This is a genomic window from Pseudoruminococcus sp., from assembly GCF_047012705.1.
Classification (GTDB): Bacteria; Bacillota; Clostridia; order Oscillospirales; family Acutalibacteraceae; genus Pseudoruminococcus.
Genome location: NZ_JBKXNW010000001.1, coordinates 300,038 through 314,531 on the forward strand (window position 1 = coordinate 300,038; position 14,494 = coordinate 314,531).

General features: G+C 37.1%; 12 protein-coding genes. 3 read left to right on the plus strand and 9 right to left on the minus strand.

Annotated features, from left to right (window positions below; genetic code table 11):
* The 4 genes from ACLU24_RS01405 to ACLU24_RS01420 form a co-directional block, all read right to left on the minus strand.
* On the minus strand, positions 1–564 hold a 564-nt coding region (locus ACLU24_RS01405; RefSeq protein WP_412609784.1), incomplete at its 3' end, for a zinc-ribbon domain-containing protein.
* A 111-nt stretch (positions 565–675) separates the two neighbouring features.
* A complete protein-coding gene (locus tag ACLU24_RS01410; RefSeq protein ID WP_412609786.1) occupies positions 676–1,512 on the minus strand; it encodes a hypothetical protein in 837 nt (278 codons plus the stop codon).
* 18 nt (positions 1,513–1,530) lie between these two features.
* Positions 1,531–2,226: an ABC transporter ATP-binding protein gene (locus ACLU24_RS01415; RefSeq protein ID WP_412609788.1), complete on the minus strand. Its 696-nt coding sequence runs from the start codon at positions 2,224–2,226 to the stop codon at positions 1,531–1,533.
* Positions 2,226–2,591, minus strand: a complete 366-nt coding sequence (locus tag ACLU24_RS01420) for a GntR family transcriptional regulator (protein ID WP_412609790.1) — start codon at positions 2,589–2,591, stop codon at positions 2,226–2,228. Before ACLU24_RS01420 ends, ACLU24_RS01415 begins: the two co-directional genes overlap by 1 nt.
* A gap of 401 nt (positions 2,592–2,992) precedes the next feature.
* Here ACLU24_RS01420 and ACLU24_RS01425 point away from each other — a divergent pair, with 401 nt between their 5' ends.
* From ACLU24_RS01425 to ACLU24_RS01435, 3 genes are all read left to right on the plus strand, one after another.
* A complete protein-coding gene (locus ACLU24_RS01425) occupies positions 2,993–5,380 on the plus strand; it encodes an ATP-dependent helicase (protein ID WP_412609792.1) in 2,388 nt (795 codons plus the stop codon).
* 245 nt (positions 5,381–5,625) lie between these two features.
* Positions 5,626–6,519 (plus strand): zinc dependent phospholipase C family protein, encoded by an 894-nt coding sequence (locus ACLU24_RS01430; RefSeq protein WP_412609794.1) that lies wholly within the window; start codon positions 5,626–5,628, stop codon positions 6,517–6,519.
* A gap of 416 nt (positions 6,520–6,935) precedes the next feature.
* The gene (locus ACLU24_RS01435) at positions 6,936–7,781 is read left to right on the plus strand and encodes a DNA-3-methyladenine glycosylase family protein (protein WP_412609796.1); all 846 of its coding nucleotides are present in this window, start codon (positions 6,936–6,938) and stop codon (positions 7,779–7,781) included.
* Positions 7,782–8,119: 338 nt separating this feature from the next.
* Here ACLU24_RS01435 and ACLU24_RS01440 read toward each other — a convergent pair whose 3' ends face one another.
* The 5 genes from ACLU24_RS01440 to ACLU24_RS01460 all read right to left on the minus strand — a co-directional run bounded on the left by ACLU24_RS01440 (position 8,120) and on the right by ACLU24_RS01460 (position 14,345).
* Positions 8,120–8,617 (minus strand): GNAT family N-acetyltransferase, encoded by a 498-nt coding sequence (locus ACLU24_RS01440; RefSeq protein ID WP_412609798.1) that lies wholly within the window; start codon positions 8,615–8,617, stop codon positions 8,120–8,122.
* Between the two features lie 26 nt (positions 8,618–8,643).
* Positions 8,644–10,677, minus strand: coding sequence for an ATP-dependent DNA helicase RecG (recG, locus tag ACLU24_RS01445; RefSeq protein ID WP_412609800.1), 2,034 nt, complete (start codon positions 10,675–10,677; stop codon positions 8,644–8,646).
* 768 nt (positions 10,678–11,445) lie between these two features.
* Positions 11,446–12,156 (minus strand): DUF6320 domain-containing protein, encoded by a 711-nt coding sequence (locus ACLU24_RS01450; RefSeq protein WP_412609802.1) that lies wholly within the window; start codon positions 12,154–12,156, stop codon positions 11,446–11,448.
* 17 nt (positions 12,157–12,173) lie between these two features.
* Complete coding sequence (locus ACLU24_RS01455; RefSeq protein WP_412609804.1) at positions 12,174–13,463, minus strand: hypothetical protein; 1,290 nt, start codon at positions 13,461–13,463, stop codon at positions 12,174–12,176.
* Between the two features lie 3 nt (positions 13,464–13,466).
* On the minus strand, positions 13,467–14,345 hold the full coding sequence (locus ACLU24_RS01460; RefSeq protein ID WP_412609806.1) for an alpha/beta hydrolase: 879 nt from the start codon (positions 14,343–14,345) through the stop codon (positions 13,467–13,469).
* Positions 14,346–14,494 lie beyond the last annotated feature (149 nt).

Consider the following 14,494-nt stretch of genomic DNA (forward strand, 5'->3'; position numbering starts at 1 on the left):
ATACGGATTGGTTTGTTGAGTTGATTGTTGTGATTGTGCATACGGATTGGTTTGTTGAGTTGATTGTTGTGATTGTGCATACGGATTGGTTTGTCGAACTGGTTGTTGTGATTGTGCATACGGATTGGTTTGTTGAGTTGGCTGTTGTGGTCTTGCATATGGATTAGTCTGTTGAGTTGGCTGTTGTGATCTTGCATACGGATTGGTTTGTTGAGTTGGTTGTTGTGATTGTGCATACGGATTGGTTTGTTGAGCTGGTTGTTGTGGTTTTGCATATGGATTGGTTTGTTGAGTTGGTTGTTGTGATTGTACATATGGATTAGCCTGTTGAGCTGGTTGTTGTGGTCTCACATATGTATTGGTTTGTTGAGCTGGCTGTTGTGGTCTTGCATATGGATTAGTCTGTTGAGCTGGTTGTTGTGGTCTCACATATGGATTAGCCTGTTGAGCTGGTTGTTGTGGCTGGTCAAGTACAATTTTAGCACCACATTGGCTACAAAAGTTTTTGCCAGCAACTAACGGTGAACCACACTGCGGGCAAAAGCATGGATTATTATTTTCCATAAAAATTCCTCCTTTAAAGTAAGCAAATCTGTCATATTAAATTTAATCTTATAATATCATAACATTGCAGAAAATTCAATAATTCATATAAAATATCCTTATTAAAAACTATCAACAGATATTCAAATGTTTGCGTAAAATTTTTCTTACAATAAAATATTCAACAACAGTAATCGTTATAAGAAAAATTAAATCAATTATAACCTGTTCAGAAACTAAAGACGGTACTATTAAACTATTCCATGCTTCGGCAAATGTTGCAGTGTCATAAGTTTCAGATATTGTTTCCGTCTGCGGAATAAAGTTATGTGTTATAATCCTTATAACTAAAATATCAAGAGTATTTGTTATTATAACTAAGCCTATATAAAACAAAACAGAAAGCATAAGTCTATATTTCTTGAATAAAGACGCAAGAGAGATTGCGCAATATATAGCCATAATTTCTGCAAGAGTAGATATAGTCATATCTAAAAGCATAATAAATATCACTTTTCCTCCGTCAAAATTGAGGCTAGAAAAGAACTCTTTAAAATATGGAAAATTTATCGTAATGCCACCAACGTTGCTATTAAATATCATCAAAAATATTCCTATAACAACTACCACAGACATAACTATGCTCCAAAGAAATGCACATAGAAACTCGCTAATTATTATATAATCGGTTTTAACAGGCAAAGTAAAAAGTAAATACCCTTCATCACTTGAAGTATTTCGATAAAATCTCCATACTATTACAATAGCAGTAGCGACAAATATAGTCATAGCAGAAAGCATAAAAATAAGAAATCCTATATCTGAAATAAAATATAGAGGGGAATTTTTATCAACCTGAAGTTCTATAGATATTCTTGAAATTGCTGTAATTGCTATAAAAGCAATATATATTGGAACTAAAATCTTTGAAGTAGCCTTTATCTCATACTTAAAAAGCCTTCCCAACATTTGTATTCCTCCCAAAAACTAACATTTATAAGTTTCTCTGAAAATTTCATCAACAGATTTTTCCCGCTTTTCCCTTAAATCTTCAACGGCAGAATTAAGCTCTATTTTACCATTATTAAGGAAAATAACATCATCAAGGATTTTTTCAACATCAGCTATATGGTGGGTAGTAATAATTACACTACTATCTTCGCTATAATTTGAAATAATGGTTTTAAGTATGTAATCTCTTGCGGCCGGGTCAACTCCGCCAATAGGCTCATCAAGAAGATAAAGCTTTGCATCTCGGCTCATAACTAAAATAAGATTTAGCTTTTCTTTAGTTCCCTTTGACATAGTTTTAATTCTATCATTAACCCCTATATTAAGAAGTTCAAGCATTTCCATTGCTTTTTTCATATCAAAATCCCTGTAAAAATCAGAAAAAAACGCTAAAACATCGTGAACCTTCATCCAATTTGCAAAGTATGGTCTATCCGGTAAAAATGAAACTATCGCCTTGGTTTCTATACCTATTTTTTTACCATCGATAGATATATCTCCGCTTGTTGCTGTAAGTAAACCTGCAAGAAGCTTGATGAGCGTGGTTTTTCCACTACCGTTAGGGCCCAAAAGCCCAATTATTTTGCCCGAATCAACACTTATGCTTATATTATCTATTACATTTTTTGTATGATATTTTTTTATCAGGTTTTTTATTTCAAGAATAGGCATTATTTATCCTCCATAGCTTTTTTCAGAAGTTTGACTGCCTCGTCAAAGGAATATCCGAGGTTTTCTACATTTTCAAGATAAATTCTTGCATTTTCCCCTGCTATATCCTCTCGAATTTCCTGAATTAGTTTAGTATCATCTGTGACAAATCTGCCACTTGTTCCTTTAGCGTAAAGCAAACCCTTTTTCTCAAGCTCCACAAGGGCTTTTTGCATAGTATTGGGATTTACTCCAACCTGCGCGGCAAGCTCACGAACAGACGGGATATTTCCGCCCGGCTTGTAAACTCCGGAAACAACATCAAACTGAATTTTCTCCACAAGCTGTAAATATACAGGCCTATCAGATTTAATCTCCCAATCCATTCAACTCACCTCCAAATAATACCATTTTAATACAATTATAACATATATATCTATTTTTATCAAGCATAAATCCATATACATAACACTATCAGCACGGCAATACTAGGATAGATTTTGCATCGAGCTATAGTTTATACATATTGAAAAAAATCATTTGTTAATACTTGGGTAAACACAGCTTTTTCCTATATCATAATTGTCTTAAAGAAGTTTTTAGCTAATCGGTAGAACCTAATGAAATAGACCGTTCGGCTACGGTAGTTACTGCAACCGCGGCAACCAGCTACCGTCACAAATATCTGCAGATAGTCACCTAATGCAATTTTGCGTCTTCGCCGTGGGTCAGCACCCACACTTGAATAAATTTTTGAAATGAGGTATTATGTAAGGGTAGAATATTGATGAAATTAGAGGGAATGAATCAGATGTCTTTGAATAGTAATGAAATTATTGAACTTAGAAAAAGAATTATTGAAAATGAATTTGCTCATATGAACGATATGCAAAAAAAAGCTGTCCTTAGCGTTAGCGGTCAGCTTTTAATTCTCGCCGGCGCCGGAAGTGGAAAAACTACCGTTGTTGTAAACCGTATCGCTAATATTCTTCGCTTTGGTGAAGCATATGAAAGCGATAAACTCTATGACGATTATTCCGATGAGGAATGTTCAGAAATTATCTCCGCCGCAAGAGGCGAAACAACTATATCCGATGAACTTGCCGCAAAGCTTTCAGTCGACAGAGTTCAGCCTTGGAGAATACTCGCTATTACATTTACTAATAAAGCCGCTAATGAGCTTAAAGAGCGTATCTGTAATAAAGTTGGTGAGGTCGGCTCTGACATTTGGGCGTCAACCTTCCATTCTTGCTGTTCAAGAATACTCCGCAGATATGGCGACCTTATTGGCTACACTTCACATTTTACAGTTTATGATACAGAAGATACTAAAAAACTTATTAAAGACTGTATGAAGGCATTGGAAATTGATGATAAAACTTTGCCTGTAAGAAGTGTTCAATTCTATATTTCTCGTGCAAAGGATTCTGTTGAAACTTCTGACGACTTTAAACGCAAAGCCGGTGAGGACAGCAAGCTTATCTCTATTGCCGCTATCTACGAAATGTATCAGAAACGCCTTAAAGCCGCAAACGCAATGGATTTTGACGATATTATACTTAACACAGTCCAACTTTTTAAACAATACCCTGAGGTTCTTGAAAAATATCAGGAACAGTTTAAGTATATTATGGTTGACGAATATCAGGATACAAACAAGCTTCAATACAACCTTGTAAGACTTCTCACAGGTGAAAACGGCAATCTTTGTGTTTTCGGTGATGATGACCAGAGTATATATAAATTCAGAGGAGCTACTATTGAAAATATTCTCAATTTTGAGGATAATTATCCAAATGCAAAGGTTATCAGACTTGAACAAAATTACCGCTCTACAAAGACCATTCTTTCTGCAGCAAACGGCGTTATAGAAAATAACGAACAGCGCAAAGGTAAAACCCTTTGGACAGAAAATGACCAAGGTGAACCTGTTCATATATTCACTGCCTTTGATGAACAGGGCGAGGCATCATATATCGCAAGAACTATTACAGATAAGGTTTCTAAGGGAGCCAAATTCTCTGATTTTGCCATTCTCTACCGAATGAACTCTCAATCACAAAATATAGAAAGAGCCTTCACAAGAATGGCTGTTCCTTATAGAGTTATTGGTGGACACCGTTTCTTTGACCGCATGGAAATTCGTGATATGATAGCTTACCTCGCGGTAATCTGCAACCACAACGATAATGTTCGTTTAAAGCGTATTGTCAATGTTCCTAAGAGAGCTATTGGTGAAAGCAGTATTACTCGTGTTGAAAATATCGCAGGCAATCTTGGCGAAAGTATCTTTCACATAATGAATACAAGCGATGAATTTTCGATACTTTCAAGAGTTTCACCAAGCTTGCTTGAATTCTGTAATTTGATAAACAAACTTACAAAAAAACTTGATGATGGCGAATCCATAGCTAATGTGTATGATTGCCTTATCAATAGCATAGGATATAAGGAATACCTCAGAAAAACAAGTGACCACGCAGATTCAGCTATCGAAAATATCGAAGAACTTAAATCAAGCATTATGCAATATGAGGAAGAAAACGACGAAGATGCGAGCCTTCAGGGCTTTCTTGAAGAAGTTGCCTTGCTCACTGATATAGATAATTATAATTCTGAAGCCGATAGTGTAGTTATGATGACGCTCCATTCCGCAAAGGGCCTTGAATTTCCATATGTATTTATTCCCGGTATGGAAGACGGTATATTCCCAGGCTACCACGCAACACTCTCTGAGGAAGATTTACAGGAGGAACGCCGTCTTGCTTATGTCGGTATTACTCGTGCAAAGAAGGAAATCTATCTTGTAAATGCCGAATCAAGAATGGTATTTGGCAAGACCTCAAGAAACCGCCCTTCACGCTTTATCGCTGAAATTCCTACAGAATTTGTAAAATCTGAGCGCGTTGAGCATGCAAGAACTTCTATATCCGCCGCAAAGAAAAATCGTCCTAAGCCTACATATGATGTGGAACGCACTATCACACCGACAAGTGCTAAATCAAGCGGTGCAACATTCAAAGTTGGCGACAGAATCAACCACAAGATTTTTGGTCTCGGACTTATCGTTTCTGCAACAAAGACAGCCAATGATATGCTTTTAGAAGTTTCTTTTGAAAAAGTAGGCACAAAAAAACTAATGGCAAACTTCCTTGCAAACAGTTTAAAGAAATAATAAACAGGCAAGCACTGCACTTTTGATTTAAATGTTGATCAGCTCATCTGCAATTTATTAATAACAAACGGAATCAAGGAACGGATTTTGTCCGTCTCTTAGTAAGTAAAAGATGTTAAGGTCGTTGCCCTTAACACCATGAGGGACGAAGCCCCTCAACCCTGCGAGCCTTTGAAAAGGTTCGAGTGAAACTTTTATCTGTCTTAGGGAATTTTATTAGCTAATCTTACAGGGGGAGAAATTTAATGCCAGCTGTTGTTTCACATTATATTATGTCCGAAAAGCTGATTGATGATATACATGAATTTTATCCATCATTAAAACTTAACCGAACCGCTTTTATTTGGGGTGGAAATGGCCCTGATTTTTTCTTCTGTCACAGAATTATGCCTTGGCAAAAGGGAAAAAGCTATAACAAAATCGGTACGCTTATGCACAAAATGCCTGCTGAAAATATTCTCGGCTACCTTGTTGCATACGCAAAAAATCACGAAAGCGATACAGCCTTGAGCTATGCCCTCGGATTTATCTCTCATTATGCTTTCGATAGTACCGCCCACCCATATATACTATGTCGTGCATCAGAGCTTGCAAAATCTAAAACAGGTATGCACGAATCGACCTGTCACAATGATATAGAAGCAAATCTTGATGTTCTTCTATACGAACATTTCTATAATAAACCGCTGACCGCTATTAACCTAAAAACTCTTTCTCCACTGGATTCCAATGTTATGACAGTCATTGCAGATATGATGCATAGTTTAATGGTAATGTATTCCTTACCGACTATGACAAAGCGTGAAATCATAACTGCTCAACACGATTGGCATAATGGTCTTGCATTACTTAACGATAAAACGCATTTTAAAAGAAAGGCTCTTTCTATTGGTGAAAAAGCTGTGAAACTTCCACCGGTACTTTCATCTCTTGTAAGACCATCAAACAAAGAAATTGAGTATGATTACGCAAATTTATCTCATAAAGAATGGCGTTCGCCGTTTAATCCCGATGAAATAAGAACAGATAGCTTTTATGATTTATTCGACAAAGCACATCTACGCTCAATAGAGTTAATATCTACTGCTATGCGTGGAGAATCTCTCAGAGAGCTTGTACATGGAATTCCATTTGGATAAGAAATTTAATCGATAATTTACTATAAAACAGCTAAAAGTTTCGCTCAATCCTTTGCAAAGTGTTGGGCGAAACTTTTTATTTCTATCGAACTGATATTAATTTAATATCAATTATTAATTTTTATAAAAACATCATCAAGCGAAATAGGCTCATAACCTATCCTTTAAACATTAAAAATCCAGCATAAAATCAATTCCTTATCCATCTCACTCATATCTTCAAAAGGTCTGTTTTCATAATGGAGAATGTTTTTATTTCAAAAATGTGTATTGGCAATTAAGTCTTTGACATAAAATTGCCTCCAAAGTTTTCAACCATTTGTGCTCAACTTGTTGAAAACTTTCTGAAATAAAACTACTCAAAATTGAAAAAATATTATATAATTAAAAAAACAAAAAAAATAAGGAGAATAACTATGGAATATAAAATCACCAATCGCGGTGCAGAAATATATAATCTATCATCTCTCGACCTCGCAGAAACCTTTGATTGTGGACAGTGTTTCCGTTGGGAGACCTTACCTTGCGATGAAACAGACGGTATTCAAAAATTTTCTGCTGTTGTTCGTGGCAGATATACAACCGTATATAAAGATAATGATATATTTATTATAGAAAATTGTACCGAAGATGAACTTAAAAATATTTTTATTGATTATTTCGACCTCAATCTCGATTATGATGCTGTCAGAAACAATCTTGTCAAAAAACTTCCTATCTTAAAAGATGCCGCAAAAAATGCTCCGGGTATCCGTATCCTTGCACAAGAGCCATGGGAGGCTCTTTGCTCCTTTATAATCTCTCAAAATAACAACATTCCGAGAATAAAAGGCATTATCTCAAGGCTTTGCGAAACTTTCGGTAAAAAATGTGGTGAAAGCTACACCTTTCCATCAGCCGAAACTCTTGCTGTCCTTGAACCCGATGACCTCCAAGATCTCCGAGCAGGCTTTCGTTCAGGATATATAATTGATGGTGCAAGAAAAGTCGCAAGCGGGGAGGTTGACCTTGAAGCACTTAGAAATATGCCAATAGAAACAGCACGAGAGAAATTGATGACAATTCGTGGAGTAGGTCCAAAGGTTGCCGAGTGTACGCTTTTATACGGACTACACCGATTAGAGGCATTTCCGATAGATACTTGGATTAAAAAAGCTATGTCCACACTTTATGAAGGCTTAAAGCCAGAAGATTTCGGCGAATATGCGGGCATAGCACAGCAATATATTTTTGTTCAAATGCGTACGGCAAGCCACCGCTAAACTAAAGCACTTCCCCCAAGACAATTAAAAGTTTTGCTCAAGCTTTTTCAAAAGCTTGCAGTTTCCAAAGGCAGAGCCTTTGGTCGCTCTCCGCAGAGAGCGAAACACCTTTGGGCGAAGCCCAACATTCTTTACTCCTCAAGCGGTGGACTTCGTCCACCGCTTAATTTTCTCTTGTTAGCAACATTAGTCAAAAAGGGCGGACTCCGTCCGCCCTTAGAATGCAAAGAATGTTAAGGGCGTTGTCCTTAAAACCCACAAGGGACTCCGTCCCTTGACTCTGCAAGCCTTTAAAAAGGCTTGACCTAAACTTTGAGTGTCTTAGGGAAGTGTATTAACTAAATTTTTTCTGGTAATATCAATTCATAATTATCTATATCTTGAAACTTTCCTTTCTTATAGCCGACCTCGTGTATCGTTCCGCAAAAATCAAAGCCAAATTTCTTATGAAGCTTTTTACTTGCCTCATTTCCGCTTGTTATAACAGAAACTATCGTATGTATAGTATCGTCATTCTTTGCAATCTCAAGAATATTTTTCATAAGTTCTGTTGCAACTCCACGATTTCTATATTCGTGACCAACGTATACCGAAAATTCAACCGTTGAACTATAAGCCTCTTTTTCACGATATTCTGACAAAGAGGCATAACCCATAACTGCATCATCTTCAGCTACGATTATAGGGTGGTGGTTGGTGTGCTTATTAAACCACACCGTCCATTCTTCAAGAGTTTTTGGCTGTATATCTAAAGTTGCGACTCCATTTATAACCTCATAGTTATATATTTCAAGCATTTTTTCAACATCGTTTATATCAGCTTTTCTGATTTTCATATTATCACCTTTATAAAAAATAAATCTTAATTCAGCGTACCGCCAACGCTTGAAAACAATCTCTTAACCTCAAAAGCAAGCGGTCTGTGCTGTTTTTCGGAAAGCGTCGGATCATCTGCAATAATCATTTCAGCAGCTTCTTTCGCATCATTTATCGAAACCATACTCGAAAGCCCTGCTATTTTCAAATCAGGTAATCCATGCTGTCTTGAACCAAAGAAATCGCCCGGTCCACGCATACGCAAATCCTCGTCCGCAAGCTTAAAACCATCATTGGTTTTACACATAATCTTCAAGCGCTCAAGAGTTCCTTCGTTCTGTGCATCAGAAACAAGTATACAATGGCTTTTCACCGTTCCACGACCAACCCTGCCTCTAAGCTGATGTAACTGAGAAAGCCCGAATCTCTCAGCATTTTCAATCATCATAATAACAGCATTAGGCACATCGACGCCGACCTCGATTACTGTCGTTGATACAAGAACATCAATATTACCATTCTTGAAATCCGTCATAATCTCATCTTTTTTTGAGGCTTTCATTTTACCATGCAAAACGGCAATTCTGCAAGAACCTAAAGCGGTATCTTTCAGCCTTTCGGCATATTCCTCAACACTTGCCATATTAGTATCATTTTCCTCAACAAGCGGACAAACAATATAGCATTGATTGCCATTGTCGATATGCTTTTTCATAAAATTCAAGGCACGAGGTCTTATCGTTGAATCTATTAAATATGTAGAAATTTTCTGTCTGCCGGGCGGAAGTTCATCAAGAATGGATAAATCCAAATCGCCGAAAATCATAAGTGCAAGTGTCCTCGGAATAGGCGTTGCCGACATAACAAGCAAATGCGGACTTTCTCCTTTTTCGAGAAGTTCGGCTCTTTGTGCAACTCCAAAGCGATGCTGTTCGTCTGTTATAATAAGTCCAAGCCGATTAAATTCCACACCCTTTGAAAATAAAGCATGAGTTCCGACGGCTATATCAACTTCACCACTTTTCAACGCTGAATACACTGCTCTTTTTTTAGCTGCTGTGAGCGAGCCTGTAAGTAGTGCTATATTTATTCCGCTATTTTCAAAAAGCTGGCAAAGCGAATTATAATGCTGTGTTGCAAGAAGTTCTGTCGGAGCCATAAAAGCACATTGCAGTCCGTTTTTTACCGCTGTATAGCAACAAGCCGCACCGACAGCCGTTTTTCCTGAACCAACATCTCCCTGAACCAATCTGGTCATAGGTTTGTCAGTTTTCATATCGGATATACATTCCGAAATAGCTCTTTTTTGTGCTGATGTCGGCAAAAAACTCAATAGCTTATAAAAATCCTCCGTAAAATCCTGTGTAATTTTATGAGGGGTTTCTTTTTTTACGGAATTTTTTCTAAAAACCATTCCAAGCTGAAGTACAAGAAGTTCTTCAAATGTAAGTCGTTTTTTAGCGGTTTCGAGAGCCTTTATATCCGCCGGAAAATGTATATTTCTTATTGCAAAATCAAGCGAACAAAGCCCAAATTTCTCTCTTATATTTTCCGGAATAGGGTCGTTTGTTTTTTCGGGCAAACGCTTTAAGGCCTCACGCATAGCGACTTCTATTTTGCGTGAAGTCAGCGTACCGGTTTGTTTATATATCGGGTGAATTATCGCATCGCTTTCTGTCGATAAAACAATAGGCGAGGCCATCTCAAAATTATTTATATTTTTTTTAAATACGCCATAAAATAAGAATTCTCCACCGTACTTTAATTTATCATACATATACTGTTGATTAAAAAAAGTAATTGTCATCTGACTTTCGTTATCACTGGCAGTAATCTTATAAATAATCATACCGCCACGAACTCTTACAGGCGGATTGTTTCCTACAATACGAGCCTTTATACAGACAGTTTCGCCGGATTGAGCCTCAGAAATAGAAACGGGATTACTCAAATCCTCATATGTTCTCGGATACATTCTTATAAGGTCGCCTACAGAATGGACACCAAGCCTTTCATAAAGTGTGGCTGTTTTAGGTCCGATTTTTGGCAAATCTGTAATTTTCATACTAAAAAGTGACATATTTTCTACCCCCGTTTCCACACAAGACTCTAATGAAATAATCACCAATAAACTCCCACTTAGCTAACAAACTTCCCCAAGACACCTAAAAGTTTTGCTCAAGCTTTTTCAAAAGCTTGCAGGGTTGAGGGACGGAGTCCCTCATGGGTTTTAAGGGCAACGCCCTTAACATTCTTTGCTCCTAAAGCGGTGGACTTCGTCCACCGCTTAATTTCCTTCGTTATCAACATTAGTAATTAAAGTGCGAACAAAGTTCGCACTTAGAAAGAAAGACAGGTTAAGGGCTTCGCCCTTAAAACCCACCAAAGGCTCCGCCTTTGGAAACCGCAAGCCTTTAAAAAGGCTTGACCTAAACTTTAAGTGTCTAAGGATAGTTTGTTAGCTAAGCGGTAGTTTCTCCAACCGCGTCAACAAACTTACCTTGCGAGTGTCGAGCGAGGCTCGCCGAGCGATTCCGCGTCTTGAGAACGGAGGCACTCCGCCTAAACTTTAAGTATCTTAAGGCAGTGCATTAGCTAATTATTAATTTAGTTATATCACATTTTATATAGTCAGTGCAACCGAAAAAAGTCATAAAACAAAAAAGCCTGTGGTTTATACCATAGGCTTTTTGAAGGGGTGTATTTTAGCAGCATAATGCCGAAGTAATCTAACATTAAGAAACAAAAGTTTCTGCTTGAATTTTCATAAACCAAGAATAAAACTCTTTTATTCTTCTTAATGTCTAAGATTATATTATCCCAACCTTAATTTTAACTTAAATTTCCATTAAATATGCATCTTTTTTCTGATTATAGCTTTCAACTTAGCCAATCTTGAAACTACCAATAACAATATCGTTACCGCAGTACAAGCAATTACAACCGGCAAAGACCAATAAGCTGTAATCCCCTTACCTAAAAATAGATTTGTAAAAATATCAATCGCCACTGTAAATAACCCAAGCATAAAAATTGATAAAGCAATTATAGTTATAGGTCTTAGGTGAAAAACCTTGCACAATATCAATATAATCATAAGCATAATCATAAGTAAACATACTATCGGCAAAGAAAGAGCGTCGAACCAATCTGTCTTTGTCGGTGCAATTCTATTCACTAAGTATAGGAATAATAGTATTGAAAAAAAGTCCAGCCACGCACATTTTATTATTACATCATGACGCATAATTATAGGCGGAACTATCAATATCCAACCAAGCACTATCCCAAAAATCGCATAGAGCGACCACGAGATATTTCCAGTTACAAGGTAATCACATAGCGGACATACCAAAAGTGGAACTAATAACACCACAGAAATCAATAAAGCGGTTGTATGCTTAATTTTTCTTTCAACTATAAATTCACTTTTCGGCGGATATGGTGGCAAATCTATTTTTTTGTTGTCGATATTCGGATTTATCACAGGCGTTGAGCAGAGCGGACAACGCTTTTCATTTGAATTAAGCTCTACTCCGCAGTTTACGCAATAAGACATTCAAAAGCTCCCTTTCCTCAATTATTTATAGGATAAAAATTGCTCTCAATCTTAACATGAACACCCATTTTTACCAATTCCGTAAAAAATCTGCGTTCAACATCTTTTTCTACAATTCCACTGCTCCACGAAATGCAAAGCTTATCTCCAAAGCTTGCCGCAGCAACACTCGGCATATCACGCTTAAAGCGACCAAAAACAAAATCAAAACGGTCTATATATTTTCCCATTTCATCAGGAACCTTTACCATACCAAGATTTGAAAAAGTAGAAGAAACCAGATTTTCGCCATACATATTAAAAGCAATTCTCATAACAACATTTTTTATACAAAGAGGAACAATTCTTGTTATAGGGTTCATTTCATCGCTAAGATTTTTACACATAATCGCATTGAGATACTTTTCTTTGTTATTTACTCTCATAAAATGGTGAACATCTTCAATAATTTCCTCAAGAGTAAATTCTCCATATCTTGGCTCTATTCCGGGATTTATATATAATGCAAAATTTCTTAAAGTTTTGCTCGGATAAATTTTTCTGAGATTTATCGGAACGCTAATTTTCACAGGCTTTTCAATATGACATTTACTTTCGCTTTGACACTGCATAAATGAATAAATCATAAGTGCCGTTATAAATTCAGTCACAGTAACCTTATAAGATTTAGAAATAGAGTGTATATGGCTTGCAGACATAACCCCGGTAACAATATTTATATCATGCGGTTTTAGCTTAGTTCCCTTAAAATGATAGCCTTTTAGTTCCTGACGGCTTTTAACCGCCTTAAATCTCGCATAACGCTTAAATGCGTCCTCCATTTCCTCCTTATCAGGCTTAGAAGTAATATCAATAATGCCATTCTCTGCAGGAATCTTTTCGCCATATTTAAGCGTAATATATCGTGCAGTAAGCGTTTTGAGGATATTCATAGCACCTGTACCGTCCGCAAGTACATGAAAAATCTCAAGTGCAATTCTATTTTCATAAACACGGATACGGCAGGGCTTTTCTCGATTGCGTTTTCCGCCGAATCTCGCACAAGGATTTCGCACATCTTCGGTTGCTTTTACACTCTCACCGCTATCCTCTAAGTAATACCAAAAGAATCCCCTGTGTAAGTTCAATCTAAGGCTAACAAGTCTTTCCGCCGTATCAGCAAGAGCCTTTTCAAGAATTTTCATATCAACTTTTTCTTTTAAGGTTACAGAAACTCTGAAATTTCCGGACCATTTCTGAGTTCTTACAGCAGGATATATTTTGGCGGCGTTATCCAAGCGATACCACGCTTTTCTTGTGTCAGCCATAAGCTACACCTTTCTTTTAATAAATTCGTCAATCGCAGTAATTGCCTTATCTGATTCATCAATCTGCCAGATATGAAAGACGTGCCACATCTTCGGATAAATCTCTATATCAACATCAACTCCGCCATCTTTCATAGCATTATAAAGAAGCTTTGAGTCATCAAGCAAAACCTCGTCGCTGCCGGCCTGAATAAGTGTTGGCGGAAATTTATCATCATAGCTTGCAAAGGCAGGGGATATATAGGGATTAAGCGGCGAATCATCTCCGACATATGAATCCGCAAGCCTTTTCAAATATTTCCCACGCAATAATGGGTCTTTATCTTCATTGAGGAAATATGTCTGACCGGTTGCAGTCAGGTCGCTCCAAGGTGAAATAGTCACAAGGCACTTAGGGGTTTCCTTTCCCTCCGCAATAAGCCTAAGAATATTAGAAACCGCTAAGCCTCCGCCTGCCGATTCCCCAAAGGCAATAATATTTCCTGGGGAATATCCTTGCCCGAGAACATATTCATAAGCTTCCTTTGCGTCGTCAAATGCGGCAGGGAAAGGATATTCCGGAGCAAGACGATATTCAAACGAAAAAACTCGTATTCCCGTCTTTTTTGCGATTGGTGCAACCAATGCCCTTGATGAAACCAAATCTCCCATACCATAGCCACCGCCGTGCGTATAGAAAATCACCTTTTCAGGGTCTTCTTCAGGCGGTATTACCCATTCCGCTTTATATGGGAAATCCTCTATCTCATCATATATTACATCAGAAGGCAGTGATTTTAGCGTGAAAAATGTCGTTTGATACGACCTTTGATTCATCAATGGTATTCGATTAACTATCGGTTGAGCTGTTTTCAAAAAATTTTTTATAAAATCGCTTTTCATTAGCAATTTCTCCCATATATTAAAATCTGCTTTTAAACAATATTATAAATCCACTTGCCTTATTTTGTCTATATTTCTTTTTTATATTTTTATGCAATTCTGTAATAAATTTACAAATAATATAAAATTACCCGATCCATATCGGTTCG

Excerpts from the sequence above, each read along its gene's own strand:
- ACLU24_RS01410 (WP_412609786.1), bottom strand. The coding sequence starts at position 1,512 with ATGTTGGGAAGGCTTTTTAAGTATGAGATAAAGGCTACTTCAAAGATT.
- ACLU24_RS01450 (WP_412609802.1), bottom strand. The coding sequence starts at position 12,156 with ATGTCTTATTGCGTAAACTGCGGAGTAGAGCTTAATTCAAATGAAAAG.
- ACLU24_RS01455 (WP_412609804.1), bottom strand. The coding sequence starts at position 13,463 with ATGGCTGACACAAGAAAAGCGTGGTATCGCTTGGATAACGCCGCCAAA.
- ACLU24_RS01415 (WP_412609788.1), bottom strand. The coding sequence starts at position 2,226 with ATGCCTATTCTTGAAATAAAAAACCTGATAAAAAAATATCATACAAAA.
- ACLU24_RS01435 (WP_412609796.1), top strand. The coding sequence starts at position 6,936 with ATGGAATATAAAATCACCAATCGCGGTGCAGAAATATATAATCTATCA.
- ACLU24_RS01430 (WP_412609794.1), top strand. The coding sequence starts at position 5,626 with ATGCCAGCTGTTGTTTCACATTATATTATGTCCGAAAAGCTGATTGAT.
- ACLU24_RS01425 (WP_412609792.1), top strand. The coding sequence starts at position 2,993 with ATGAAATTAGAGGGAATGAATCAGATGTCTTTGAATAGTAATGAAATT.
- ACLU24_RS01420 (WP_412609790.1), bottom strand. The coding sequence starts at position 2,591 with ATGGATTGGGAGATTAAATCTGATAGGCCTGTATATTTACAGCTTGTG.
- ACLU24_RS01440 (WP_412609798.1), bottom strand. The coding sequence starts at position 8,617 with ATGAAAATCAGAAAAGCTGATATAAACGATGTTGAAAAAATGCTTGAA.
- ACLU24_RS01460 (WP_412609806.1), bottom strand. The coding sequence starts at position 14,345 with ATGAAAAGCGATTTTATAAAAAATTTTTTGAAAACAGCTCAACCGATA.
- recG (WP_412609800.1), bottom strand. The coding sequence starts at position 10,677 with ATGTCACTTTTTAGTATGAAAATTACAGATTTGCCAAAAATCGGACCT.